The sequence below is a fragment of the Priestia flexa genome (assembly GCF_021441905.1).
Classification (GTDB): domain Bacteria; phylum Bacillota; class Bacilli; order Bacillales; family Bacillaceae_H; genus Priestia; species Priestia flexa.
Genome location: NZ_CP090431.1, coordinates 2,876,492 through 2,903,217 on the forward strand (window position 1 = coordinate 2,876,492; position 26,726 = coordinate 2,903,217).

Below are 26,726 nucleotides of genomic sequence, written 5' to 3' on the forward strand. Positions count from 1 at the left end.
TTGATCCCCCCTATTGTGTTTGTTATACGTCCAGTTTTTGTGCAGATGTCATCGCAAGTGCCGCTTGTCTTTCATTCCACGTCATAGGCGGCTGCTCACTCGCTACCTCCACCATAGAGATTGCTCCATCAACAGGACAGACAATCGAGCAGAGATTACAGCCCACACAATCTTCTTCTCTTACTTGCAAATACGGTTTACCTGAAGAGTCTTTCAACATATCAATACATTGATGGGACGTGTCTTCACATGAAATATGACACTTGTTACAATTAATACATGTATTGGGGTCAATTCGAGCCACAACTTTATAATTTAAATCAAGATTTCCCCAATCAGAGTATTTCGGAACAGCTTTTCCAACAAGATCGCTCACTTTTGCAATTCCTCGCTCATCAAGGTAGTTGTTTAGTCCATCAAGCATGTCTTCTACAATTCTAAAACCATGATGCATAGCAGCTGTGCACACTTGAACCCCAGTTGCTCCCATAAGCATAAATTCCACTGCTTCCTGCCAATTCGATACGCCTCCCATACCTGAAATCGGTACGTTAATATGAGGGCTTCTTGCACATTCAGCCACCATATTTAAGGCGATAGGCTTAACAGCTGGACCACAGTAGCCTCCATGTGCACCTTTACCAGCCACGTGGGGAATTGTGTTCCATGAATTGATATCCACTCCGGCTAAGCTATTGATAGTGTTAATCATACTCACTGCGTCCGCTCCGCCTCTTACAGCGGCTTCTGCTGTAACTGTGATGTCCGTAATATTTGGAGTCAACTTAACAATAACAGGCGTTTTCGCTACTTCTTTAGCCCAGTACGTTTGCTTTTCAACAAGGTCAGGCACCTGCCCTGAAGCTGCTCCCATTCCTCGCTCGGCCATGCCGTGAGGACAGCCGAAATTTAGCTCTAAGCCGTCAACGCCTACATCTTCTACACGTTTTACAATTTCATGCCATTTCTCCTGTTTTGGTTCAACCATTAAAGAAGCAATGATAGCATGGTCAGGAAATTTCTTTTTGGTCTCATAGATTTCTTTTAAATTAACCTCAAGCGGCCGATCCGTAATAAGCTCAATATTATTAAAACCCGCTACGCGCTGGCCGTTAAAGCTCACCGCTGCAAACCGTGAAGATACATTTAAAATTGGATCTCCAAGCGTTTTCCAAACTGCTCCGCCCCATCCTGCTTCAAAGGCACGCTGTACTTGATACCCCGAGTTTGTAGGCGGCGCTGATGCTAGCCAAAATGGATTGGGTGATTTAATACCTGCTAAGTTTATGCGTAAATCTGCCATACTTGTTTCCCCCTCTCGTTTGTTTAAGCCGTTTCAATTGCTTCTTTCTTTAACTGAGCATGAATGCCATATGCCGTTTGCTTCCCTTGCTGTGCAGCCGTCACAACCATGGCTTCACCTTGCCCTTTTCCAAATACAACGTCACCACAAGCAAAGACTTTAGGGTTTGAGGTTTGGAATGTATCTTGATCAATTAGTACGACTCCACCATCTTGCTTTAATTCAAACTGATTAATTAAAGATAAGTAACGCTCTTGCCCAATTGCTTTAATAACAGCATCCACTTTAATTAAGAACTCTGACCCTTCTATTGGTACAGGCTTTTTACGTCCATCACCTTCCGATTCTTTTAGTTCCATTTTGATACATTCAATACCTGTTACTTCATTTTTGTCATTTCCAACAATTCTCACAGGTGCTGTTAACCATCGAAACTCTACACCGTCTTGCTTGGCAAATTCATATTCAAAATCATAGGCTGTCATTTCAGCACTCGTTCTACGGTATAGAATTTTTACATTTTTTGCCCCTAATCGTATGGAACATGTTGCTCCATCAATCGCTGTATTTCCTGCACCAACAACCGCTACTTTTTTCCCCACAAACTCTGTAGTCAACGCTTCTGATTTTGTTTGCTTCACAAAGTCAATTGCATCATAAACTCCCTTTAGGTGTTCTCCTTCAATACCTAAATTTGGAACTTTGCTCATTCCAATAGCAAGAACGACTGCATCATAGTTCTCTAAAAGTTCACTCGGCATCACGTCTTCACCAACACGCATGTTTGTTTTAATTTCAACGTCTAGGGCTTTTACCTGCTGTACCTCCCAAAAAGAAATAGCTTGAGGGAGTCGAAACGATACAATTCCATAGGTATTTAACCCTCCTGCTTCTTTTTCTGCTTCAAAGATTGTCACAGCATATCCAAACCGAGCTAGCTCTCTGGCAGCTGAAAGCCCAGCAGGTCCTCCGCCTACAATAGCAACTCGCTTTCCGTTTGGCTTGCCTTTTGTAAATAACACCTGTTCATTTTGAATAGCCCAGTCAGTAGCATAACGCTGAAGATCACCAATCATAATAGGTTTAGTCGAATGATTTAATACACATGCCCCTTCACAAAGCTCTTCTGTTGGACAAACCCTCGCACAGCTCGCTCCAACAGGATTCGATGTCATAATCGTTTGAGCGGACCCCTTTAAGTTTCCAGATGCAATTTTTTTAATAAACGTTGGTATATCAATGCCCGTTGGACAAGCTTGAATACAAGGAGCATCGTAACAGTACAAACATCGATTAGCTTCTTCAATAGCTTCTTGATTTGGCAAGCCTTTTTCAACTTCACTAAAGTTCTCTACAATTGCTTGAAGCATCGGCTGAGCTGAAGATTTCATAAATCCATCCCCCTTCTAAATTGCTTTATATCGATTATATTTGAAAGCGCTTACATATTTTTTTATTAACTTTTCCCCGATTGGTTTCACTCCTTTGTGTTGAGGTTTTAAGCTTATAATCCATTTTACTGAAGAAATGTGCTGTTTACATTATACAAAGTGTCAAAAAATTCAAACTTTTTATTAGCCGATATGTAAAAAGCTTGAGCGACAAGACCCAAGCTTTTTACAATGTGATTATTATCATTTTGCTACTTCTTTGATAATCGATACAACCAGCTCTGATGTTTTTACAAGTTCTTCAACTGGAATTTTTTCACTTGTGGTATGAATATCTTCATAGCCTACAGCTAAGTTTACAGTTGGAATATCAAAACCTGCAATGACGTTTGCATCGCTGCCACCGCCGCTTTGTAGCAAGCGTGAAGGACGACCGATATTGGCAACCGCTTTTTTTGCTACTTCTACAACATGGTCTCCATCGCTAAATTTAAAGCCAGGATACATCACTTTAATATCTACTTCAGCTCTTCCTCCCATGTCACTTGCTGCAGATTCAAATGCTTCCTTCATTTTTGCCACTTGCGCTTCCATTTTTTCAGGAACCAATGAACGAGCTTCTGCTAAGATCGATACGTAGTCGCACACAATATTCGTTTGCGTTCCACCTTCAAAGCGACCAATATTCGCCGTTGTTTCTTCATCAATACGCCCTAGAGGCATACGTGAAATCGCTTTTGAGGCAATGGTAATTGCCGATACTCCACGCTCAGGTGCTACACCAGCGTGAGCTGTTTTTCCATAAATATCTGCTTTGACTTTTGCTTGCGTTGGAGCAGCAACAATAATATCGCCCACTTTTCCATCGCTATCAAGCGCATAGCCAAATTTTGCCGTTACAAGCTTTGGATCTAATGCTTTCGCTCCAACTAATCCAGATTCCTCTCCAACTGTGATGACAAACTCAATGGTACCGTGCTCAACATTTTGCTCTTTTAGCACTTGAATAGCTTCTAGCATCGCTGCCAATCCAGCCTTATCATCAGCTCCTAGAATCGTTGTTCCATCGCTTTTAATATAACCGTCTTCAATAGATGGCTTAATGCCTTTTCCAGGAACAACCGTATCCATATGAGAAGTAAAATAAATGGTATCTACTCCTTCTTTTGTTCCTGGAAGAGTACAAATTAAATTACCTGCACCATGTCCAGTTTCAGCTGTTGTATCATCTTCAACAACTTTTACTCCTAAAGCCGTGAATTTTTCCGTTAATACTTTTGCAATCTCGGCTTCATACTTTGTTTCTGAATCAACTTGTATAAGTTCTAAAAATAGATCAACTAGACGTCGCTCATTAACCATAATATGTAATCCCTCCAAAATTAACCTACAATGGTATGTTACCATGTTTTCGCTGTGGACGCTCTTCCTTTTTATTGTGCAACATTTCGAGTGCTTGTATTAATTTTATTCTTGTATCTCTTGGATCAATCACATCATCTACCATACCCGCCCTCGCCGCAACGTATGGATTAGCAAACTTATCGCGATACTGCTCAATTTTTTCAGCTCGAACTTCTTCGGGAGCATCACTACTTTGGATTTCGTTCGCAAAAATAATATTGGCAGCTCCTTGAGGACCCATAACGGCAATTTCAGCGTTTGGCCAAGCATATACCATATCTGCACCAATTGATTTACTATTTAGCGCAACATAAGCTCCACCGTAGGCTTTTCGTAAAATCACCGTAATTTTCGGAACAGTTGCCTCAGAATAGGCATATAAAATTTTAGCACCGTGACGAATGATACCGCCATGTTCTTGCTTAATACCAGGAAAGAATCCTGTTACATCTTCAAACGTAATGAGTGGAATATGAAAAGAGTCACAAAACCTTATAAAACGTGCAGCTTTGTCTGAGGAGTTAATATCTAAGCTGCCGGCCATAAATTTTGGTTGATTACAAACCAGCCCGACCACGTTTCCATTCAAGCGAGCTAAGCCGACTACAATGTTTTTAGCAAAATCTTTTTGTACTTCTAAAAATGTTCCTTCGTCTACGACGTGGTCAATAACATGGCGAACATCATATGGTCTGACAGCATCAAAAGGCACAACATCCAATAATTCTGGGCGGTCATTGCTTTGATCATTATAAGGGACACTCGGTGGCTTTTCAGCATTAGATAAAGGCAAGTAGCTTAGTAAGAGGCGAACCTGCTCAAGCACTTCTTCTTCTGAACTTGCGCTAAAATGAGCATTTCCACTAATTTCATTATGAACAGCAGCTCCACCCAAATTTTCTGCTGTGATTGTTTCACCCGTTACTGTCTCAATCACTTTCGGTCCTGTAATAAACATTTGGCTCGTCTTTTCCACCATAAATACAAAATCAGTGATGGCTGGTGAGTATACTGCACCACCTGCGCATGGTCCCATAATCACGGAGATTTGAGGGATGACTCCTGAATAAATGGCGTTTCGATAAAAAATTTGACCGTATCCGTCTAACGACATCACGCCTTCTTGAATTCGCGCTCCACCCGAGTCATTTAATCCGATAAAAGGAACACCAGTTTTCGCTGCTAGGTCCATTACATTGACGATTTTTTTGGCATGCATTTCTCCAAGCGCACCGCCAAACACCGTGAAATCTTGAGAAAACAAATAAATGCCTCGTCCATTCACTTTACCGTACCCAGTGACAACACCGTCTCCAGGACCTGCTTGCGTATTCATATTAAAGTCCAGACAGCGGTGTTCTATAAAAGGCTGAACTTCAACAAATGTTCCTTCATCAACCAATAAGTCAATGCGTTCTCTAGCCGTTAGTTTTCCTTTGAAATGTTGCTTTTCAATTTTTTGATCTCCGCCCCCTTGTTCAATTTTGCGGCGCTTGTCGTATAGCTCATTTAGTTTTTCATAAATATCAACCATGTGCTATTCCTCCTCTGTTGGTTTCTTTTCACAAAGTTCATACAAAACCCCTGCGGTGGACGACGGGTGTAAAAAAGCAATGGAAGCACCACCAGCTCCTAATCTTGGCTCATGATCAATCATTTTAATTCCACGTTCTTTCAGCTCTTGAATGCGATCTTCAATGCTTCCAACACCAAAGGCAATGTGGTGTATACCCTCTCCACGTTTTTGAAGAAATTTAGCAACTGGACTGCTATTATTTAAAGGTTCAAGAAGCTCGATTTTCGAATCACCGCATTGAAAAAAAGCTACCTTTACACCTTGATTTTCTACTTTTTCTATCCCTAAGCATAGTAAGCCAAGCTGCCTCTCATAAAATGCTTTGATGTTATCAATAGAATGAACAGCGATGCCAATATGATCAATTTTATTCATATTCCCACCTCCTAAAAAAGCGTTTTCATTTAGACATATTCTTGAATGAATCTTCATTCTCCTTCTTAAAACGAAAGCGAATAAAGAAGTTGCTTGTCCCATTTCCCTGCTACATGTAAAATAGAAAAAAAGGTTGTGAGAGGAGCTACTCTTTTATGTCGAATAAAAAATGGCAAAAAATTGTGGTCTATTTAATGCTGGGAACGATGGTAATCACAACTGTTCTTGCTGGCATTACAATGTGGCTATAAAAAAAGGTAGGTGATGAATCACCTACCTTTTATTGCACTACTATTCCTTTTTCCTTCGCTAGATCTTCAAAGGATTTTCCACTGGTCACAATCCATACTTTTGTTCCAAGAGGAACCTTTTCATAAAGCTCAACAACGCGTTCATTTCGAAGCCTTATGCACCCATTAGAAACATACTTGCCGATAGAGTTTGGCTGGTTTGTACCGTGAATTCCATAAATTCGCCCATCTGTGTCTTTTGCATCAAATCCAATCCACCTCACCCCAAGTGGGTTAGTAGGGTCTCCCCCTTCTATCTTATCTTTTCGATAATAAGGGTTTGCTGCTTTAACTGTGATAGTGAACTCGCCTTCTGGTGTTAAATCTTTTGTTCTTCCCGAACCCACTTTAATAATATTCTCTACCTTGCCGTGTTCAATATATGCTAATTCATTTGTCTGTTTATTTACAATAATAAAAGGGTCAGCTGGTAAAGGATTTGCTCCCAGCGGCCAAATTGGTGATACAAGTACTAAAATAAGAAACATGACGTGCATACAATTCAACCCCTTACGCTTTTTCTTATTGTTCGTAAGGGGTTGCTACAACATGCATATTGTTTACGTAATTTTTAAGCTTTGTTTAATAATTAAATATTGCTCTATTTCCTTTACAAAGTGTAACAGGTCTGCTCGTGCTTCGAATTCTTCACGAGACTTAGGTAGCTCCATGCATTGAAAAGATTCCTTGAGCTGCTCCAGCTTTAATAAAAAAAGCTTTGCTGTGTTACCCGGATGAATAGAAAAGCTTAATTCTTCAATAAAATCAGCAATCATATATCTTTGTTCAACCACAAGGTCAATTGATGTAAGAAGAGGAAGAGTACGTTCTAGAATTTCTAATTGTTTTTCACGAATTTTAAAGTATCGATAATAATAATTTTCTGAACGTACAAAATGGTTTTCAACATCACGGAAAGCTAGACTTTTAGCTTTTTCTAAGAGCACTGCTGTATCGGCAATTTCTTTGCCAGACCAAGTGCTTTCATTTCTTCTTAAATAAAGCGCCATTTCTTTAAGCATGATATGAAAATTCTCTTCAATGTCCTGCTGATACTGACGAAGCTCTTTGTCTAAGCTTGGCATGTATAAATTCACAAGAAGCGCTACGCCAATACCAACCACAATGAGCCCTAATTCATTGAAAACAATTTGCCACGTCATATTTTCAAGAGAGTAAATGTGCAGTAAAATAACTGAACTTGTTACAATTCCTCCGTTGACCTTTAAAATAACGGTTAACGGAATAAAAAATAGCAGCATCAATCCAATGACCGCTGGATGATAAGCAATTCCTTCAAAGAAAATAAATGAAAATAAAATTGAAATCGAACAAGCTACAAAGCGATCAAACGCACTTTGCAACGATTTTTTCTGTGAATTTTGTATACATAAGATTGTAATAATTCCTGCTGATGGGAAAAACTCAAGGCCGATGAGCTGTGCAATGCTAATTGCGAGTGCAGTACCTACGGCTGTTTTAAAGGTTCGATAACCAATTTTATACTTCATATCGTCAAAGCTCCTAAACAGTTCCTTTTTTATAAGTTATTCATAATACTATTATTTATTAACATGTTTCATTCAATTACGCAATGCTTCTCGCTATTTATAAATTAAAAAAAGTGTAGAACGACTTTCGTTCTACACTTTTTGATTATTATAAGATTTTTTCAAGAAAATCCTTCGCACGCTTACTTTTAGGTGCTGTAAAAAACTCAGCCGGAGGTGAATCTTCCACTAGGCGGCCACCATCTAAGAATAAAACACGATCTGCTACTTCGCGCGCAAAGCCCATTTCATGCGTAACGATAACCATTGTCATACCCGTTTCAGTTAGTGATTTCATTACATCTAATACTTCTTTTACCATCTCTGGGTCTAAAGCAGATGTTGGTTCATCAAAAAGCATAATTTCTGGTTCCATCGCAAGAGCACGAGCAATAGCAACACGCTGCTTTTGACCTCCTGAAAGTCGACTTGGATACTCGTTTGCTTTTTCAGCTAGTCCGACTTTAGTTAGTAGTTCCATTCCTTTGCTCTTCGCCTCTTCTTTTGAGATTCCTTTAACTGTAGTAGGCGCGTATGTTAAGTTTTCAAGCACCGTCATATGAGGAAACAGATGAAAGTGCTGAAATACCATCCCGACATTTTGTCGCACGTTCATAATGTTTGTCTTCGCATTTGTAATTTCTTGATCAGCTATTGTAATGGCTCCACTAGTTGGCTGTTCAAGTAAATTCATACAGCGCAAAAACGTTGATTTCCCGGAACCTGATGGACCGATTACAGCGACTACTTCTTTTTCTTTAATAACTGTTGAAATGCCTTTTAGAACTTCATTTTGGCCAAAGGACTTGTGTAAGTTTTCAATTTTAATCACCTTTTCTCATTCTCCTCTCGATCACTTTACCAAGGAGCGTTAAGCCCATTACCATGATGTAATAAATTAATCCTGCAAATAACAGAGGTTCAAAATACGCAAACTTTTCTCCTCCAACGATATATGCACGTCTCATAATATCAAGCGCACCGATAACCGTTACAAGTGCTGATTCTTTCGTAAGCGTAATAAACTCATTCATTAAAGCTGGTAAAATGTTTTTTAAAGCTTGAGGCATAATGACTTGGCCCATCATTTTACGATATGGAATTCCTAAAGCAAGAGCAGCTTCACGTTGTCCTTTATCGACTGCTAAAATACCAGCACGAATAATTTCAGAGATATATGCAGCTGAGTTTAATCCGAATGCAGCAACTGCAGCAGGAAATGGCGCAATATCAAAACCTAAAATTTGTGGTAACCCAAAATAAATAAGCAATAACTGCAGTACGAGCGGCGTACCACGAAAGATTGATGTATAAAGATCAGCTAACCAAATGAGCGGTTTTGAACGACTAATTTTAAATAGAGATAAGATTGTCCCTAGTACAAAACCGACAATGGCTGAAGCTAAAACTATTTGAATCGTCACTCCTATCCCTTTTAAAATATAAGGGATTGAAGGCACGATTTGTGAAAAGTCCAAATTCATGCCTGTTTTCCTTCCTCTCCGTTCATTGTCTCTTATTCTTTACTATCAAACCATTTAACGATTAGCTCTTCTAGCTCTCCGCTTTCTTTCATTTCTTGTAGTTCTTTATTAAACTCATCCGTTAGCTTGCTGTCTTTAGGAAATGCAATGGCAGAACCTTTGTTAGAGTCTTCTCTTCCTGTTTCTACAAGTTGTAACGTATCATCTTTTGCTACATAGCCTTTTGCTACTGTATCCTCAATGATTGCTACATCAATACGATTTGACTTCATTTCTTGAATCAATTGCGGAATACGATCGCGACTTTCAATTTTAATGTCTACTTCTTCTGATAATGTTTTTGCTTCATCTTCTTGAATAGATGCTGTTTGAACACCTACTGTTTTTCCGTTCAGCTCTTCAATGCTATTAATCGGCTCGTCCTTTTTAGATACAAGTACATTTTTCGCCTCGTAATATACATCAGAGAAGTCTATGTTCTTTTTACGCTCTTCCGTCGGCGTCATTCCTGCTAAAACAAAGTCCACTTTTTTAGACTGTAAAGATGGAATTAAGCTACCGAACTCCATATCGACAACTTGTACTTCATAGCCTAGCTCTTTACCAATTGCTTTTGCTAAATCAATATCGAAACCGACCGGCTCGCTGTCACCTTTTGCTGTATCAATATACTCAAACGGTGGATAATCAGCTGAAGTTCCCATTTTTAAAACTTTTGCATCCTCACTGCCTCCGCCTCCATTTGAAGCACCTTCACCAGCACCACAAGCAGCTAATGCTCCCGCTGTTAACAACCCTATAACTGTTACTGATAGCCATTTTTTCATTTTCATGTCACGTTTCCCCCAATTTTAATATTTTCTTAAAATTAATAATATTATGAAATAAGTTTTTCCTTATTGCAAGTCATTGTAAAAAAATAAATATATATTCATGTAACTGTATTTTAACACGTATTTATATTTATGCAACACTTTTTTTAAATATAGATTTAACTATATGAAAATACCTATCCACCATTTTCCATAACCATGTGAATCATGTATAAAAAATTGATATTACAAATATTTTTACCAAAAATAAAAAAGCCGCTTACGCGACTTTTTTATTTATACTTCTTCACAATATTGATCAAACGCTTCTTGAAGTTTTGTTACAACTGACATTGGCTCATGTCCTTCAATTTCATGACGCTCTACCATTGTCATAATTTTACCATCTTTTAATAGTGCAAATGATGGTGAAGATGGTGGGTAGCCTTCAAAATATTCTCTAGCGCGAGCCGTTGCTTCTTTATCTTGGCCAGCGAATACCGTAACTAGATTCGTTGGGCGCTTATCGTAATGAACGGAATGAGCAGCTGCTGGTCTAGCAATTCCTCCTGCACATCCACAAACTGAGTTAACCATTACTAATGTTGTACCGGGCTTTTGAAACGCTTCCTCTACATCTTCAGCCGTCGTTAATTGCGTGTAACCTGCAGCTTCAATCTCTTGACGCGCTTGGCGAACAACATCATTCATAAATAAATTAAAATCGATGTTCATCTTTTTACCTCCTTTAGTTAGCTACTTTTATCATAGCAAACCATGACTTAAAACGCGATTTCTTTGGCTTATGTTTACGAAAAAATTATTGTTACTTTATCGGTTGGTTTACTTGTTTATACTGATGAATTATTGTCTCAAATGCTTCCTCCATTGTTATGTCTCCTTTTTGCATACGTTGCTCAACATCTTTTAGCGTATCACGTAGCTCTTGCTTACCATAAAAAGACTCGTACAGATAATCAGCAATTCTCGACTGTAGCCATGAAGAAAGTTGAAGACCTCGCTTTTGCTCAAATCGTTCATTTTGTATTAGCCAGCTCTTGTAATCCAAGATGTGATTCCATAAGCTAATCAAATCACCTGTCTCGTAAACAGATGTTGTTAATACCCTTGGCTGCCAACTAGATGAATGAGCATATAGAAATGAAATAACGGACTCATACTCTTTTTTCGTCAGTACTGCTTTTTGTCGATTATCTCCATCCGCTTTATTTACACAAATCAAGTCGGCTAGCTCTAAGATTCCTTTTTTAATTCCTTGAAGCTCATCTCCTGCACCTGTTAAAACAAGAAGAACAAAGACATCAACCATTTGCTTAACGATTCCTTCACCTTGCCCCACGCCCATCGTTTCTATAAAAATGACGTCATATCCTGCTGCTTCGCATAAAAGAACAGCTTCTCTCGTCTTGCGATGAACCCCGCCTAATGTTCCTTGCGAAGGAGACGGTCGAACAAAAGCTCTTGGATGCTTAGCAAGCTGCTCCATTCGCGTTTTATCACCTAAGATACTTCCACCAGATACCGTACTGCTTGGATCAATCGCAAGTACTGCTACTCGGTATCCTTGATCACATAAATAAGTTCCAAATGCATTAATTAACGTACTTTTCCCTGCTCCTGGTACACCTGTAAATCCAATCCGAATCGATTTTCCAGTATGCGAATAAATTTCTTTCATTAACTGTTGAGCCAGGTGTTTATGCTTAGCAGCCTGACTTTCAATTAAGGTAATAGCTTGTGCTAAAGCAGCTCGGTTTTTTCCTAAAAGCCCTTCTTTATACTGAGACACTGTTTTTAATTTGGTCATATAATCACTCATCCACCGCTAGCTTTTCTTTAATCTTATCTAACACGTGGATAGCTGCTTTTGGAATGACCGTACCTGGACCGAAAATAGCTGCTGCTCCGCTTGCTTCTAAAAAAGGATAATCTTGCTTTGGAATAACTCCTCCAACAATGACTAAAATATCTTCTCTACCGTGTAAACGCAGCTGCTCAACAAGCTGTGGAAGTAGCGTTTTATGTCCAGCAGCAAGCGAGCTAAACCCTACGACGTGAACATCATTTTCAATTGCTTGCACAGCAGTTTCTTCAGGCGTTTGAAAAAGTGGACCAACATCCACATCAAAGCCTAGATCCGCAAATGCTGTAGAAATGACTTTTGCTCCGCGATCATGACCGTCCTGACCCATTTTGGCAACTAGGATTCTTGGTCTTCTTCCCTCTTCTTCTAAGAAGTCATCTGTTAACTGGCGCACTTTATCAATAAGCTCTGCTCCTTCAAATTCTGCTTGATAAACACCTTTTATTGAACGTGTAACCGCTTGATGCCTACCAGATATTTTTTCAAGAGCAAGTGATATTTCGCCTAGCGTTGCTCTTGCTCTGGCAGCTTCAACCGCTAACTCTAATAAATTTCCCTTTCCTGTTTCAGCAGCATACGTTAAATCACGTAAAGTTTTTTCCACCTGCTTGTCATCGCGCTGATTCTTGAGTTCTTTTAATCTTTCTACCTGCGCTGTTAGCACTGCTTGATTATCAATATCTAAAATCTCTAACTCTTCTTCTTCGTTCGCTTTAAATGCATTCACACCAACAATAATTTCGGCTTTTGAATCAATTCTAGCTTGCCTTCTGGCAGCAGCTTCTTCAATTTTCATTTTCGGAATCCCAGTTTCAATTGCTTTTGCCATACCACCAAGTGATTCAATCTCTTCTAAATGACCCCAAGCTTTATGAACGAGCTCATTCGTTAGTGATTCAATATAATAAGCCCCTCCCAACGGGTCAATAACAGAACAAATAGACGTTTCATCTTGTAAATATAACTGTGTATTACGTGCAATTCTTGCTGAAAAATCCGTTGGTAGCGCAATTGCTTCATCCAATGCATTCGTATGCAGTGACTGCGTGTGCCCTGAAACTGCTGCCAGTGCTTCCACACATGTACGCACTACGTTATTGAACGGATCTTGCTCCGTTAAGCTCCAGCCAGACGTTTGCGAGTGAGTACGCAAAGCTAACGACTTGGGATTCGTTGGATTAAACTGTTTCATTAGCTTAGCCCATAGCAATCTACCGGCTCTCATTTTTGCTACTTCCATAAAGTAGTTCATTCCAATCGCCCAAAAAAATGATAGGCGTGGTGCAAAGGCATCTACTGAAATACCAGATTTTATTCCGGTTCGAACATACTCTAATCCGTCTGCTAGCGTATAAGCTAGCTCCAGGTCAGCTGGTGCTCCCGCTTCTTGCATGTGATAGCCTGAAATACTGATGCTATTAAATTTGGGCATATGCTCAGACGTATACTTGAAAATATCTGCAATAATTCTCATCGACATATCTGGAGGATAAATATACGTATTACGTACCATGTATTCTTTTAAAATATCATTTTGAATGGTACCGGCTAGCTGCTCCTTTTGCACACCTTGTTCTTCAGCAGTCACGATATAAAAAGCCATGATTGGTAATACAGCACCATTCATCGTCATTGAAACCGACATTTTATCCAGAGGAATACCATCAAAAAGCTTTTTCATGTCTAAGATCGAATCAATTGCTACCCCCGCTTTTCCTACGTCACCAACCACGCGAGGGTGATCAGAGTCATACCCTCGATGTGTTGCTAAATCAAAAGCAACAGACAATCCTTTCTGCCCTGCAGCTAAATTTCTGCGATAAAAGGCATTGCTTTCTTCTGCTGTTGAAAACCCTGCGTACTGACGAATTGTCCATGGTTTTTTCACGTACATCGTCGCGTAAGGTCCTCTGAGGTATGGTGGTTTTCCTGGTGTAAAATCAAGAAATTCAATGCCTTTATAATCTTTTTCTGTATATAGAGATTTCACAAAAATTTGTTCATTTGTTTGAAAAGATTCTACAGTATGCTGCTTACTCTCCACAGCTTTCGGTTGCGTAACAGCGCCAAAATCAATATTTTCAAATTGTGGTTTTTTATACATGTTGATTCACCTCAATCCAGCGTACTAATTGCGTAAAACAGTTAATTGCATTCACATTTTCATTAATGAATTCCGCAGCTCCGTCTACCTCTGATTTTGCTACAACAAATACGTAAAGCTTTTCTTGCTTATACCCATTAAGGAAGGCAAGCATATCTTTTACTTGTTCAGGTTCACCACATACTACGTATGCATGACAAGGACGCTTTTTCAACCATTCAATGGTATCCAGGTCATGATATAACGGTGAAAAAGTTTCACATTGAAATCCACCAGACTGGAAAAAATCATAAGCAAACTCTTTTTGTTGCTTAACCAATTTACTTTCTGATAATTCAATGCAACCAATAGTCAATCCTTTGGTTGTTTCACGCATCTGTTCAAACGCTTCGCTTTTTCTCCACTGATTCAAAAAGAGAATTGCTTGAGAAGGGGATTGTTCTTCATGCGCATTCACCAATAGAGAAGATGCCGTCAATTCATTTCTTAATTGCAATTGATATTCGTGGTAGTCTTTGTTTGCAACGTTATCTTCTTCATAAGTAGTTTTACTTGGAGATACATAATGCGTAATTCCTACCATTCTTTCATTTCTGCTATGTATCTGTTCTCTTTTCTCTTCACTTACATGTTGAAGCTCACATTGAATCCAACCTGACTCTAGACATGCTTCCATACCGCCTTTAGATTCCATTTTCCGAAACAGCTTCCAAGCTTTTTCTGCAAGCTCATGCGTGTAGGATTCGATGTACCATGAGCCTCCTGCCGGGTCTATGACTCTGCCTAATTGTGATTCTTCTCGAAGCATTAGCTGCGTATTTCGTGCGAGTCGATTGGATAATTCTGTTGACTGCTTTGATATAGCATCATATGGATAAACATGGAGGCTATTTGCTCCGCCAATAATTCCAGCAAATGCTTGCAGTGTTCCTCGTAAAATATTCGTATGTAAGTCTTGAGATGAAAGCGTATGGATGGATGTATTTACATGGATGAAAGGAAGCGGTACGTCTATAGTCTGTGAAAATGCTCGAACGGCCTGAAGCCACAGTAAGCGAAATGCACGTAGTTTTGAAACTTCCATAAAAAGCTGTGAGCTTGTTGAGAATGAAAATGCCAGATGAGGTAATACATGATGTAAAGGAATATTGCGTCTTAAACATTCATCCGTATATTGTACGGCTGTTGAAAGTGCATATGCTAACTCTTGAACGGCTGTTGCCCCGCTCATGTGATACGGTTTTGTATCAATAAGTACCGTCTTTAGCGAACTTTTCTTTTCTTGTACAAAAGCAATTGCGTTTGCCATGTCATGATACAAATCAGTGATTGGAATTGGTGAATGAGCGTGTTCAGCTAATGAGCCGAGCGGATCCATTCCAACCACTCCAGCTACTTGTGATAATGTGATCCCTTCCTGTTGACAGTACGTATCGATGGATTCAATCAACGGCAGGGCCGTATATCCAGAAGGAATAAAAAGAGGTACTTCAGGTAACTGAATGTCTTTAAAAAGCGCACATAGATCTGCATAGTTAGAGAGCAAAACGCCGCTTTTTAATTCAGTAAAAGGAACTGTTAACGGATTCTTTCCTTTAATTGATATAGGATTTAACTCAATAGCCAATGACGTTTGTCCGTTATCTAATGCTTCCTTTATCATTTGATTCGCTTTCTTTGGAACGGCTACATTTATTCGTTGTGCAATATTCCATTCATTTGATACGAAATGTGAGTCTATTCCTCTTACGAATAAGTAAAGCTCTTCGTCTTTTAAATGTGGTAAATCTTGCACGTCATTTTTTCGATAAAGCGTTTTCAAAAGAATGTTCTCAAACGTTTCTTTTTCATATAGATGAGGGTCATCTTTTAGCGCTTTTTTTACTTCTTGTATCCATTCTTGCTGAGGAGTATAGGCAAATTCATGAAAGGATGGTTTATTCATCGTCATTTCCCCTTTATACTTTGATACCAAAGCCTTTTTCTACTGACACACTCTCTTTTATTTTATTACATTCTATAAACGAAATATATATACCTTCTCAAAATACCGTATGCCAAATCGTCATGACGAGCAAAACCTTTTCGAATTAAATATTAAACAAATAAAAGCACAATGAACGAATCATTGTGCTTTCACTTTTAGTAAATAGATGTATGTTCCTTAGACATCGATTCTAAAATTTCTTTAATGCGTTTTAAGAATCGACCACATACGAGTCCATCAAGCACACGGTGGTCAAGAGATAAGCATAGATTGACCATATCTCGAATGGCAATCATATTATTAATAACAACCGGACGCTTAACAATAGATTCCACCTGTAAAATTGCTGCTTGTGGATAATTAATGATTCCCATCGATTGAACGGAACCAAATGATCCCGTGTTATTAACAGTAAACGTTCCACCCTGCATGTCTGCCGCTTTTAATGAACCTGCTCGTACTTTTTGCGCTAATTCATTAATTTCGCGTGCAATTCCTTTAATTGTTTTTTCATCAGCATTTTTTATGACAGGTACAAACAATGCATCGTCTGTTGCAACAGCAATAGAAATATTAATGTCTTTCTTTTGAATAATTTCATCGCCTGCCCACATTGAATTGATTTCTGGGAATTCTGTTAAGGCTTGTGCAATCGCTTTGACAAAGAAAGCAAAGTACGTTAAGTTAAATCCTTCTTTTTGTTTAAATTCCGTTTTAATAGAATCACGATATGCTACGAGGCTTGTTACATCCACTTCAACCATTGTCCATGCATGAGGAATTTCGTGCTTGCTTCGTAACATGTTGCTGGCAATCGCTTTACGTACACCAGATACAGGAATGGCTTTATCACCAGAAGCCGTTGGAATAGGTTCCAGCTTTTTCATCTCTGCTTTTGGTGAAGGCGCTGCTGATGAAGCCGGTGCTGTTTTTGGCGCCTCCTGATGAACAGCTGAATCCCTTTGCGGACCTTTTTCAATTGCACCCAGTACGTCTTTTCTTGTAATTCGACCACCTCCACCTGACCCTGTAAGTGTTTCAAGATTAATTCCATGTTCTTGGGATAAACGCAGAACGGCTGGTGAATAGCGCTTTTTATTAGATTGGTCAGCTGTATCTGGTAAAGAAACTTTTTCATTCGTTTCTTTTGGCGCATTTTGAGCTGTCTCTGCTGAAGAAGCTCCTTCTACTTCAATCAAACACAGCGTTTCTCCAACTGGCAGCGTCTCGTCTTCAGCTGCAATAATTTCTTTAATCACACCCGTAAATGAAGATGGCACTTCTGCATTCACTTTATCGGTCATCACTTCTGCTAATGGATCATATTTATTAACCTGGTCTCCCACAGCTACTAGCCATTTGCTAATCGTGCCTTCCGTTACGCTTTCTCCAAGCTGAGGCATTTTGATTTTTTCAATTGCCACTGGAAACAACTCCTTTAAAATTCAGCTAATTCTCTCATTGCTTTTTCTACTTTATCTGGATTTACCATAAAATACTTCTCCATCGTTGGAGCATATGGCATAGCTGGAATATCTGGCCCAGCCAAACGTTGAATCGGTGCATCCAAATCAAATAAACAATGTTCTGCAATAATAGCCGCTACTTCACTCATGATGCTTCCTTCTTTGTTATCTTCTGTTACAAGAAGCACCTTACCTGTTTTAGATGCAGCTTCAATAATCGCTTCTTTATCTAATGGATAAACTGTTCGTAAATCTAATACATGAGCTGAAATTCCATCAGCCGCAAGTTTTTCAGCTGCTTGGAGTGCAAAATGGACGCAAAGACCATATGTAATAATAGTAATATCATCACCTTCGCGCTTCACATCTGCTTTTCCGATTGGAAGTACATAATCATCTTCTGGCACTTCACCTTTAATTAAGCGATACGCACGCTTATGTTCAAAGAATAGCACCGGGTCATCATCGCGGATTGCTGCTTTTAATAACCCCTTCACATCATAAGGCGTAGATGGCATCACGATTTTTAAACCTGGCTGATTGGCAAACAACGCTTCAACTGATTGCGAATGATAAAGAGCACCGTGCACGCCTCCACCGTAAGGCGCACGAATTGTAATTGGACAGTTCCAATCATTGTTCGAGCGATAGCGAATTTTTGCAGCCTCTGAAACGATTTGGTTCACAGCAGGCATGATAAAATCAGCAAACTGCATTTCAGCAATTGGGCGCATTCCGTACATTGCTGCTCCAATTCCAACTCCAGCAATCGCTGATTCTGCCAGCGGTGTATCAATTACGCGCTCTTCGCCAAACTGCTCATATAAGCCGTTCGTTGCCTTGAATACGCCGCCTTTTCTTCCCACATCTTCTCCTAATACAAATACACGTGGGTCTCTCTCCATTTCTTCACGCATAGCCATTGTTACGGCATCGATATATGACATTACTGGCATTTTAGTTTCCTCCTCACTCACCGTATACGTATTTTAAAGCTGATTCTGGGTCTGCATATGCAGCATTTTCTGCATAGTCTGTTGCTTCATTCACAATTTTCATGATTTCTTCAAGCATTTCAGCTTCTTTCGCATCTGTTAGAGTCCCAGTTTCTTTTAAATAAGCACCAAAGCGAATAATTGGATCATTTTTCTTCGCTTCTGAAATTTCGTCTGCTTCGCGATAAGCGCGATCATCATCATCACTTGAGTGAGCAGTCAAGCGGCTAGAAACCGTTTCAATAAGCGTTGGTCCTTCACCTTTTACTGCTCTTTCTCTTGCTTCTTTTACAACTTTATACACTTCTAAAGGATCATTTCCGTCTACTGTGTATCCAGGCATACCATAGCCAATTGCACGGTCTGATACCTTTTCACAACCAAGTTGCTTTTCTACCGGCACCGAAATGGCATACTTATTGTTTTCACACATGAAAATAACCGGTAATTTGTGAACGCCTGCAAAATTAGCACCTTCGTGAAAATCACCTTGGTTTGATGAACCTTCACCGAACGTTACAAATGTCACCAACTCTTTTTTCTCCATTTTTCCGGCCAAAGCAATTCCAACGGCATGAGGAACCTGCGTTGTCACCGGAGAAGACCCCGTTACAATGCGCTTCTCTTTATAGCCGAAGTGACCAGGCATTTGACGACCACCTGAGTTTGGATCTTCCGCTTTTGCAAATCCTGATAGCATTAAATCACGAGCCGTCATCCCAAATGCAAGGACTACTCCCATGTCTCGGTAATACGGCAACGCGTAGTCTTTCTCACGGTTTAACGCAAATGCTGCACCGACCTGCGCTGCCTCTTGTCCTTGACACGAAATAACAAAAGGTACCTTCCCAGCACGATTTAATAACCACATACGCTCGTCAATTTTACGAGCCAGAAGCATTGTACGATACATTTCAACTACTTGTTCATTTGTTAAGCCTAGTGCTTCATGACGATTTTCTGTCATCAGTTAAAACCTCCTTAATAATTAAAAATGAATGGCTTTTCCATCAACAGCAAGGGCTGCTTCACCGATCGCTTCGGATAAGCTTGGGTGTGGATGAATAGTATGAGCAACTTCCCATGGCGTCGCGTCTAACACTTTTGCAAGACCTACTTCTGAAATCATGTCTGTTACGTGAGGACCAATCATGTGAACTCCTAGTAGGTCATTTGTTTCATCGTCTTTAATAATTTTCACAAATCCTTCAGCTTCACCATATACAAGTGCTTTACCGATTGCTTTAAACGGCATTTTGCCAACTTTCACGGCATGACCTTTTTCTTTTGCTTCTTGTTCTGTTAAACCCACGCTTGCCACTTCTGGGCTACTATATACGCACTTTGAAATATTTTCATATTGAATTGGGAGCGGCTTTTTATCTCCTATATGTTCGACTGCTACAATTCCTTCACGAGAAGCCACGTGAGCCAGCTGAAGACCACCAATGACGTCACCAATTGCATAGATATGCGACTCTTTTGTTTGATAAAATTCATTTGTTTTAATAAAACCGCTCTCAACAACAATATCTGTGTTTTCTAATCCAATGCCTTCAACGTTGGCTTGTCTTCCAACAGATACAAGCATCTTTTCAGCTTCGTATGTACTTGTTTCACCATTCACTTCAGCTTTCACTTTGACACTTTTATCTACTTCAACGGTATCCGCTAACACTTTAGCAGAAGTAACTACCTTAATTCCTTTTCGCTGTAGCTGTTTTTTCATTTCAGTTGATATATCGTGATCTTCGGTTGGTAGAATACGATCACTGTATTCAATAATCGTTACCTCAACTCCAAAGTCAGCAAGCATTGAAGCCCATTCAACACCGATTACACCGCCACCAACAATCATAATAGATTGAGGAAGATTTTTCATTTGTAATGCTTCATCCGATGTAATGATAAACTCACCGTCAATCGTTAGCCCTGGTAATGTTCTTGGGCGCGAGCCTGTTGAAATGATTACGTTATTTGGTATAAGCATTTCATTTTCTTCACCGCTCTTTAGCTCAACTGAAATGGTTCCTGGCATCGGTGAAAAGATGGATGGCCCTAATATACGGCCAAAGCCTTCATACACATCAATTTTGCCTTTTTTCATCAGTCCTTTGACGCCGTTATACAGCTGTGTAACAACCAAATCTTTTCGCTCTTGTACACGCTCATAATCGAGTTTTACGTCAGATGCTAAAACGCCAAAAGAGTCTGCTTTTTTTGCTGTTTGATACACTTCTGCACTTCGTAATAAAGCTTTGCTTGGGATACAACCTGCATGAAGGCATGTACCACCCAGCTTTTCTTTTTCTACAATTGCAACACTTAGGCCAAGCTGGGAAGCACGAATTGCCGCTACGTATCCGCCGGTGCCTCCCCCTAGAACTACTACATCATATTCCCTTGCCATATATTGTCACACCTTTCCTTTTAAAGTGTAGAAGAGTGAATATGCTCACCAGGATATTGCTTCGCTTTCTCTTCTTGTTTTAAGACGCGCAGTGCTCCTTCAGCCAGTGCTTGAAGTTCGTTTTCTCCTGGAAACACCGTAACATCTGCAATCCACTTTACGCGTTCAATAATTAAACTCACGAACATTTTTGAATAAGCAATTCCACCTGTTAAAATAATTGCATCGACTTTCCCCGCTAACACAGCACTTGCTGCACCAATCTCCTTTGCAATCTGGTAAGCCATCGCTTCATACACTAATTTTGCTTTTTCATTTCCATGTTCAATAAGCTTTTCAACTTTTTGAACATCAGACGTCCCTAAATACCCAACTAATCCACCTTTACCAACAAGCATCTTCATAATATCTTCGCGATAATACTCACCCGAAAAGCATAAGCGGACAAGTTCTCCTACCGGAACGCTTCCCGCTCTCTCTGGACTAAAAGGACCGTCACCGTGTAAACCGTTATTCACGTCAATAACTCTTCCATAGTTATGAACACCAACAGTAATACCGCCACCCATATGCGTCACAATTAAATTCAACTCTTCGTACTTTTTATCGAGCTGAGCTGCAACTTTACGGGCTACAGCTTTTTGATTTAATGCATGAAAAATACTTTTACGCGCCATATGCGGGCTGCCTGACACCCTTGCCACATCTAATAGTTCATCAACAACCACAGGGTCGACAATAAATGATGAAATATTCAAGCCAGAACCAATTTCATATGCTAAGATTCCACCAAGGTTTGATGCATGATGACCTGCATATCCTTCTTTTAAATCTTTAAGCATTAACTCATTCACTTCATACGTACCACCTTCAATCGGACGCAATAATCCCCCACGTCCGCAGACGGCATTAAGCTTTGATAAATTAATCCCTTCTTCATCAAGCGCTTCTAAAATGGATTTTTTTCGAAATTCATATTGATTATAAATGGTTTCAAATACACTCAGTTCTTTTGCTTCATAGCGAATCGTGCGATCAAAAATCATTTGGTCATTGTGGAATACACCGATTTTCGTTGATGTCGATCCTGGATTAATGGTGAGTATTCGATAATCTTGCATAATTAACACAGAGCCTCCTAGCTGTATAAAGTTTAACTTCCATCAGTGAAAATTTTCTTCATCTCCACTGATGATTAGTTAAACTTATCGGACCTTTACAGACAGCTGATTTCCCACTTCTTTTCTTTCTGGCCTCATCATCTTAAAAGGAAGGATTACTGTCCGTTAAGAGTGGGATAAAATATTGTTTGCTTAAATGAAGCTAGGGAGCATATTCCTACAAGTCCCTAGCTGTTGACTGTTAGCGAGAGCGTCTACTTAAAAGGTGATGTCCGTTTTGTAAAAATTGACTACGAGAGCGTCTTAGCTTCTCAATACGCTCTTCTGCTAGGCGATCTGCTGCTACATATGTTGGAATTCCGTCTCGCTTTGAAATTTCAATTACTTTTTCAATATTATCATAAATCGTTTCAACCTTTTTCAATGCGCGTTCGCGGTTATAACCAATTAATTCGTCCGCTACGTTAATTACTCCTCCAGCATTGATTACATAATCCGGTGCATAAATGATTCCCATCTCATGAATCATATCGCCATGACGCGCTTCTTTTAGCTGATTGTTTGCTGCTCCAGCAATTACCTTTGCTTTTAATTGTGGAATTGTTTCATCGTTAATTGTTGCGCCTAGTGCACAAGGTGCATAGATATCACATTCTACTCCATAAATATCCTGTGGGTCTACTGCTTTTGCACCGAATTCTTCAACTGCACGCTGTACAGATTCTTTGTTGATGTCTGTCACAATGAGCTGTGCGCCTTCTTCATGAAGATGACGGCACAGGTTATATGCAACGTTTCCGATTCCCTGAACTGCGATTATTTTCCCTTCTAAAATATCCGTACCAAAAGCTTCTTTTGCTGCTGCTTTAATCCCGCGATAAACTCCATAAGCCGTAACTGGTGAAGGATTTCCTGATGAACCAAATGCAGGTGAAACTCCTGTTACGTAATCAGTTTCTTGGTATACAAGGTCCATATCTTCAACTGTTGTCCCTACATCTTCAGCTGTAATATAGCGTCCGTTTAGCCCTTGAATATAGCGCCCAAATGCACGGAACATTTCTTCGTTTTTATCCTTCTTAGGATCACCAATAATAACTGTTTTACCGCCTCCCAAGTTAAGCCCTGCTGCTGCGTTCTTGTACGTCATGCCTTTTGCAAGACGCAGCGCATCTTCAATCGCTGCTTCCTCAGACTCATACGTCCACATTCTCGTTCCACCTAAAGCCGGCCCAATTGTTGTATCATGAATTGCAATAATTGCTTTTAACCCCGATTGCTCATCTTGGCAAAAAACTAATTGTTCGTAATCATACTGTTCCATATAGCTAAAAATTTTCATTGTTGTTTCCTCCTATCAATTATGTGTCGCTACGTTGATTGCTAACGCTAACGAATAAAGTTTACTTTCAGCAGAATCTGCTCTTGACGTAAGTACGATCGGCGCTTTCGCTCCGGCAATAACAGCTCCAACCTTTGCTTGTGCAAAATAAATAAGTGATTTATATAAAATGTTTCCTGATTCAATCGTAGGTACTACTAAAATATCAGCTGCTCCAGCAACTTCACTTTGGATTCCTTTTTGCTCAGCAGCTACGTGACTGATGGCATTATCCAAAGCAAGAGGTCCATCGACAACACAGCCTTTTATTTGACCACGCTTGTTCATCTGTGTTAATAATGCAGCATCTGTGGTAGCTTCCATTGCTGGATTGACTACTTCAACAGCTGCGATTGGCGCTACTTTTGGTGTTGTTATCCCCATTGCTTTTGCAACACCAACCGCATTTTCAATAATTTGAACTTTCTCTTGAATACTTGGTGCAATATTCATTGCTGCATCAGTGACAATAATAGGTCTGTCATACCCCGGAACTTCAAAAGCAGCTACGTGTGATAGGACGTTTCCAGTTCGCAAACCGTTCTCTTTATGTAAAACAGCTTTAAGAATGGTTGAAGTTGAGAGGTGACCTTTCATAACAATATGCGCTTCATTCATTGCTACGGCATGCACTGCTTCTTGCGCAGATTGTTGAGGTGAATTAGTATGCACAATCGTAACTTCGCCTGTTTCCAAGCGTTTTTCAGTCTCTCGCTCTAAAATTGATTTAATTTTAGCTTCGTTTCCATATAAAACAAAACGAGCTAATTGGTGCTCACATGCCTGGTTAACCGCTTCGAGAGTTTCTGCATCCTCAGCAGCAGCAACGGCAACTGTAACCTGTTTATTTGTTACACTTTTACGCATTAACTGTTTAAGTATCATGAAATGCTCGACCTTTCATGTTAGAGTTTGGTAAGAAAGAAGCTAGTAGCTTCACCACTTTTTATATTTGCAAGAACCATGCCAAATGTTGAGAACATTGAAGAATTCCTCGTTTTCTAACGAGTTCCCTTGATTAAGGCTGAAAACAATACGCTTTATTATTTTTTAGGATATACAATCGATTAATAAGCGCATTAAATCACGTGCAACATTTTGCATGTTATGCATATTATTGCATGCCTATATTTGCAATTCCGTACTTTTCAAGCTTATAGTAAAGAGCGCGAATTGATATATTTAGACGTTTTGCAGTTTTGGTTTTATTATAATCATGTTCTTTTAAAACGTGCAGTATAACATCTTTTTCATATTGTTCCACTAACATTGAAAGGGTCTCACCGCTTTGTATAGTAAAATCAACAGATGTTGGTTCAGTCTGTTCACTTACATCATTTAGAGTTGGAAGATGTTTTGCAGTAATGATTACCTCACTATAATGCATATAAATAACAGCTCTTCCTAAAATGTTCTCAAGCTCTCTGACGTTTCCTGGCCAGTCATAGTGGACAAGCAATTTTAATGCATCCTCTGATAGACCTTCTACACTTCTGCCATAGTCTTGGTTAATTTTTGTAATTAAGTGTAGCGCCAAGGCCTCGATGTCTTCTTTTCGCTGTCGAAGAGGTGGAATTTGAATTGGAATTTTATTCAATCGATAGTAGAGATCTTGTCTAATTGTTCCGTTGGCAATCCCTTGTTCCAAATTCACATTCGTTGCCGCAATCACTCGCACGTTTACAGGAATAGAGCTGGTCCCCCCCACTCGTACTAGCTCCTTTTCTTGTAGCACTCGTAATAGTTTTGCTTGCATATGTGCTGATAATTCACCGATTTCATCTAAGAAAATACTTCCGTTATTCGCTTCTTCAAACAACCCGCGCTTGCCACCCCGCTTAGCACCTGAAAATGCTCCTTCTTCATAACCAAAGAGCTCGCTTTCTAAAAGAGATTCCGATAACGCGGCGCAGTTTACGCGTACAAATTTGTTATACTTTCGTTCACTTGCATTATGAATAGCATGGGCAAACAGCTCTTTTCCAGTTCCAGACTCTCCGCGCAGTAAAACCGTTGCAGGCGTTTTAGCTGCTAGTTTTGCTTGTTCAATGGCTAACAAAAATTCTTCAGATTCACCAATAATGTCAGCAAATGAATACTTCGCTTCTAGCGTACGAATAATTTGGCGCGCTCTGTTTAATTCCGTCGTAAGCTGCTGTATCTCTGAGATATCGTGAATAACGCCTACGCTCCCTTTTAACTTACCATCCACGATAACCGGAGCAACGTTTACAACAACATCTTTTTTGTTCGGTCCCACTTTCATGCTGACACCGCGCACAGCTCTTCTTGTTTTTAACACCTGCATGTGCATGCTTTCTCCTTCAGAAATATCTGTGGTTGCCGGCTTCCCAATAATATCTGAGCGCTGAAGTCCCGTGATTTTTGTATAAGCAGGGTTTATTAATAACCCAACACCTTCTTCATCCACAACTGAAATGGCTTCTTCTGATGACTGAATGATTGCTTCAAGCATCGTTTGAATATCCTTTAAATTAGTTACTTCCTCAGCTAAATTCACCACTTCTGTAATGTCTTTAAAAACAGAAAACGCTCCAAATAATTCTCCTTTTTCATTAATCATAGGAATGCGTGACGTAATTACTTTATGACTGTTCGTAATGGTAAACTCTTGATTATAATCCGTCCGTTTTGTCAGTAAAGTCGTTGGTAACTCACTCGCTGGAATGGATTCATGAATATGCTTTCCAATGACGTTTTCACTTTTTAAGTTTGTAATTCGTTCAGCACTTTTATTAAAGAGGGTTATTTTTGCCTCTTTATCTACAACAATCATTGCATCATGCGTAGAGTTAAAGATCAGGTTATATTTATCTGATTCATGCGTTAACCGCTCAATTAATTCTTCTTTTTGCTCCATTAAGCTAGCCATCATTTTAGCAACTGATCCTGGAATCAGCAGCGTATTACTTTGTTTTTGCTTATGTAATTCCTGAAAGACACGTTCACTTCCAGTCGCATCTACAATCACATCCACACCTTGGTGAAGAAAAGATGACCAGCTTGTGGACACTTTTATCCCTAATTGCTCTGCATACTTCATCGCTGGCGCCTCAGAGTTAACGTCTACTACTCCAGCTACCTTTACGCCTTCCGCTTCTTCAATCATCTTTAATACGGCCAACCCACCCGTGTTAGCACCAATAATCAACACAGTTTGCATATTTTTTC

The 26,726-nt window shown here is 39.7% G+C and carries 23 protein-coding genes; 1 reads left to right on the forward strand and 22 read right to left on the reverse strand.

Going from position 1 to position 26,726, the window contains the following annotated elements; translation table 11 throughout:
• Positions 1-22: 22 nt before the first annotated feature.
• The 5 genes from preA to mce form a co-directional block, all read right to left on the reverse strand.
• Positions 23-1,303 carry an NAD-dependent dihydropyrimidine dehydrogenase subunit PreA gene (gene preA / locus LZP85_RS14810; RefSeq protein ID WP_025909781.1) on the reverse strand — a complete coding sequence of 427 codons (1,281 nt, stop codon included), beginning with the start codon at positions 1,301-1,303 and terminating at the stop codon, positions 23-25.
• A 23-nt stretch (positions 1,304-1,326) separates the two neighbouring features.
• Complete coding sequence (locus tag LZP85_RS14815; protein ID WP_025909780.1) at positions 1,327-2,694, reverse strand: NAD(P)-dependent oxidoreductase; 1,368 nt, start codon at positions 2,692-2,694, stop codon at positions 1,327-1,329.
• Positions 2,695-2,937: 243 nt separating this feature from the next.
• The gene (locus tag LZP85_RS14820; protein ID WP_025909779.1) at positions 2,938-4,056 is read right to left on the reverse strand and encodes a tripeptidase T; all 1,119 of its coding nucleotides are present in this window, start codon (positions 4,054-4,056) and stop codon (positions 2,938-2,940) included.
• A gap of 25 nt (positions 4,057-4,081) precedes the next feature.
• Positions 4,082-5,632, reverse strand: coding sequence for an acyl-CoA carboxylase subunit beta (locus tag LZP85_RS14825; protein ID WP_061786356.1), 1,551 nt, complete (start codon positions 5,630-5,632; stop codon positions 4,082-4,084).
• A gap of 3 nt (positions 5,633-5,635) precedes the next feature.
• The gene (gene mce, locus LZP85_RS14830; RefSeq protein WP_025909777.1) at positions 5,636-6,049 is read right to left on the reverse strand and encodes a methylmalonyl-CoA epimerase; all 414 of its coding nucleotides are present in this window, start codon (positions 6,047-6,049) and stop codon (positions 5,636-5,638) included.
• 155 nt (positions 6,050-6,204) lie between these two features.
• Here mce and prli42 point away from each other — a divergent pair, with 155 nt between their 5' ends.
• Positions 6,205-6,300, forward strand: a complete 96-nt coding sequence (gene prli42 / locus LZP85_RS14835) for a stressosome-associated protein Prli42 (protein ID WP_165932592.1) — start codon at positions 6,205-6,207, stop codon at positions 6,298-6,300.
• A gap of 29 nt (positions 6,301-6,329) precedes the next feature.
• On the opposite strand, the gene LZP85_RS14840 is transcribed toward prli42, so the two are convergent.
• The 17 genes from LZP85_RS14840 to LZP85_RS14920 all read right to left on the reverse strand — a co-directional run bounded on the left by LZP85_RS14840 (position 6,330) and on the right by LZP85_RS14920 (position 26,718).
• Entirely contained in the window at positions 6,330-6,836 is a 507-nt protein-coding gene (locus LZP85_RS14840) for a L,D-transpeptidase (protein ID WP_119543460.1), read from the reverse strand.
• Positions 6,837-6,899: 63 nt separating this feature from the next.
• The gene (locus LZP85_RS14845) at positions 6,900-7,850 is read right to left on the reverse strand and encodes an aromatic acid exporter family protein (protein WP_119543459.1); all 951 of its coding nucleotides are present in this window, start codon (positions 7,848-7,850) and stop codon (positions 6,900-6,902) included.
• 148 nt (positions 7,851-7,998) lie between these two features.
• Complete coding sequence (locus LZP85_RS14850; RefSeq protein WP_062686278.1) at positions 7,999-8,721, reverse strand: amino acid ABC transporter ATP-binding protein; 723 nt, start codon at positions 8,719-8,721, stop codon at positions 7,999-8,001.
• Positions 8,714-9,373: an amino acid ABC transporter permease gene (locus tag LZP85_RS14855; protein WP_025909773.1), complete on the reverse strand. Its 660-nt coding sequence runs from the start codon at positions 9,371-9,373 to the stop codon at positions 8,714-8,716. The genes LZP85_RS14850 and LZP85_RS14855 overlap by 8 nt, the downstream gene beginning before the upstream one ends.
• Positions 9,374-9,405: 32 nt before the next feature.
• Positions 9,406-10,200 (reverse strand): transporter substrate-binding domain-containing protein, encoded by a 795-nt coding sequence (locus tag LZP85_RS14860; RefSeq protein ID WP_025909772.1) that lies wholly within the window; start codon positions 10,198-10,200, stop codon positions 9,406-9,408.
• Between the two features lie 282 nt (positions 10,201-10,482).
• Positions 10,483-10,920 (reverse strand): BrxA/BrxB family bacilliredoxin, encoded by a 438-nt coding sequence (locus tag LZP85_RS14865; RefSeq protein ID WP_025909220.1) that lies wholly within the window; start codon positions 10,918-10,920, stop codon positions 10,483-10,485.
• A 91-nt stretch (positions 10,921-11,011) separates the two neighbouring features.
• The gene (meaB, locus tag LZP85_RS14870; protein WP_119543458.1) at positions 11,012-12,013 is read right to left on the reverse strand and encodes a methylmalonyl Co-A mutase-associated GTPase MeaB; all 1,002 of its coding nucleotides are present in this window, start codon (positions 12,011-12,013) and stop codon (positions 11,012-11,014) included.
• A gap of 4 nt (positions 12,014-12,017) precedes the next feature.
• Positions 12,018-14,174, reverse strand: a complete 2,157-nt coding sequence (scpA, locus tag LZP85_RS14875) for a methylmalonyl-CoA mutase (RefSeq protein WP_119543457.1) — start codon at positions 14,172-14,174, stop codon at positions 12,018-12,020.
• Positions 14,167-16,119, reverse strand: coding sequence for a methylmalonyl-CoA mutase family protein (locus LZP85_RS14880; protein ID WP_234561778.1), 1,953 nt, complete (start codon positions 16,117-16,119; stop codon positions 14,167-14,169). The genes scpA and LZP85_RS14880 overlap by 8 nt, the downstream gene beginning before the upstream one ends.
• A gap of 197 nt (positions 16,120-16,316) precedes the next feature.
• A complete protein-coding gene (locus LZP85_RS14885; protein WP_206833198.1) occupies positions 16,317-17,585 on the reverse strand; it encodes a dihydrolipoamide acetyltransferase family protein in 1,269 nt (422 codons plus the stop codon).
• A gap of 14 nt (positions 17,586-17,599) precedes the next feature.
• Positions 17,600-18,583 carry an alpha-ketoacid dehydrogenase subunit beta gene (locus LZP85_RS14890; protein ID WP_206833197.1) on the reverse strand — a complete coding sequence of 328 codons (984 nt, stop codon included), beginning with the start codon at positions 18,581-18,583 and terminating at the stop codon, positions 17,600-17,602.
• Between the two features lie 13 nt (positions 18,584-18,596).
• Positions 18,597-19,589: a thiamine pyrophosphate-dependent dehydrogenase E1 component subunit alpha gene (locus LZP85_RS14895; RefSeq protein WP_025909226.1), complete on the reverse strand. Its 993-nt coding sequence runs from the start codon at positions 19,587-19,589 to the stop codon at positions 18,597-18,599.
• Between the two features lie 21 nt (positions 19,590-19,610).
• A complete protein-coding gene (lpdA, locus tag LZP85_RS14900) occupies positions 19,611-21,032 on the reverse strand; it encodes a dihydrolipoyl dehydrogenase (protein ID WP_119543454.1) in 1,422 nt (473 codons plus the stop codon).
• 20 nt (positions 21,033-21,052) lie between these two features.
• A complete protein-coding gene (gene buk / locus LZP85_RS14905; RefSeq protein WP_119543482.1) occupies positions 21,053-22,153 on the reverse strand; it encodes a butyrate kinase in 1,101 nt (366 codons plus the stop codon).
• Positions 22,154-22,394: 241 nt separating this feature from the next.
• Positions 22,395-23,495 (reverse strand): branched-chain amino acid dehydrogenase, encoded by a 1,101-nt coding sequence (gene bcd / locus LZP85_RS14910; protein WP_061784657.1) that lies wholly within the window; start codon positions 23,493-23,495, stop codon positions 22,395-22,397.
• Between the two features lie 15 nt (positions 23,496-23,510).
• Positions 23,511-24,419 (reverse strand): phosphate butyryltransferase, encoded by a 909-nt coding sequence (gene yqiS, locus LZP85_RS14915; RefSeq protein ID WP_061784658.1) that lies wholly within the window; start codon positions 24,417-24,419, stop codon positions 23,511-23,513.
• 229 nt (positions 24,420-24,648) lie between these two features.
• Entirely contained in the window at positions 24,649-26,718 is a 2,070-nt protein-coding gene (locus LZP85_RS14920; protein WP_119543453.1) for a sigma 54-interacting transcriptional regulator, read from the reverse strand.
• Positions 26,719-26,726 lie beyond the last annotated feature (8 nt).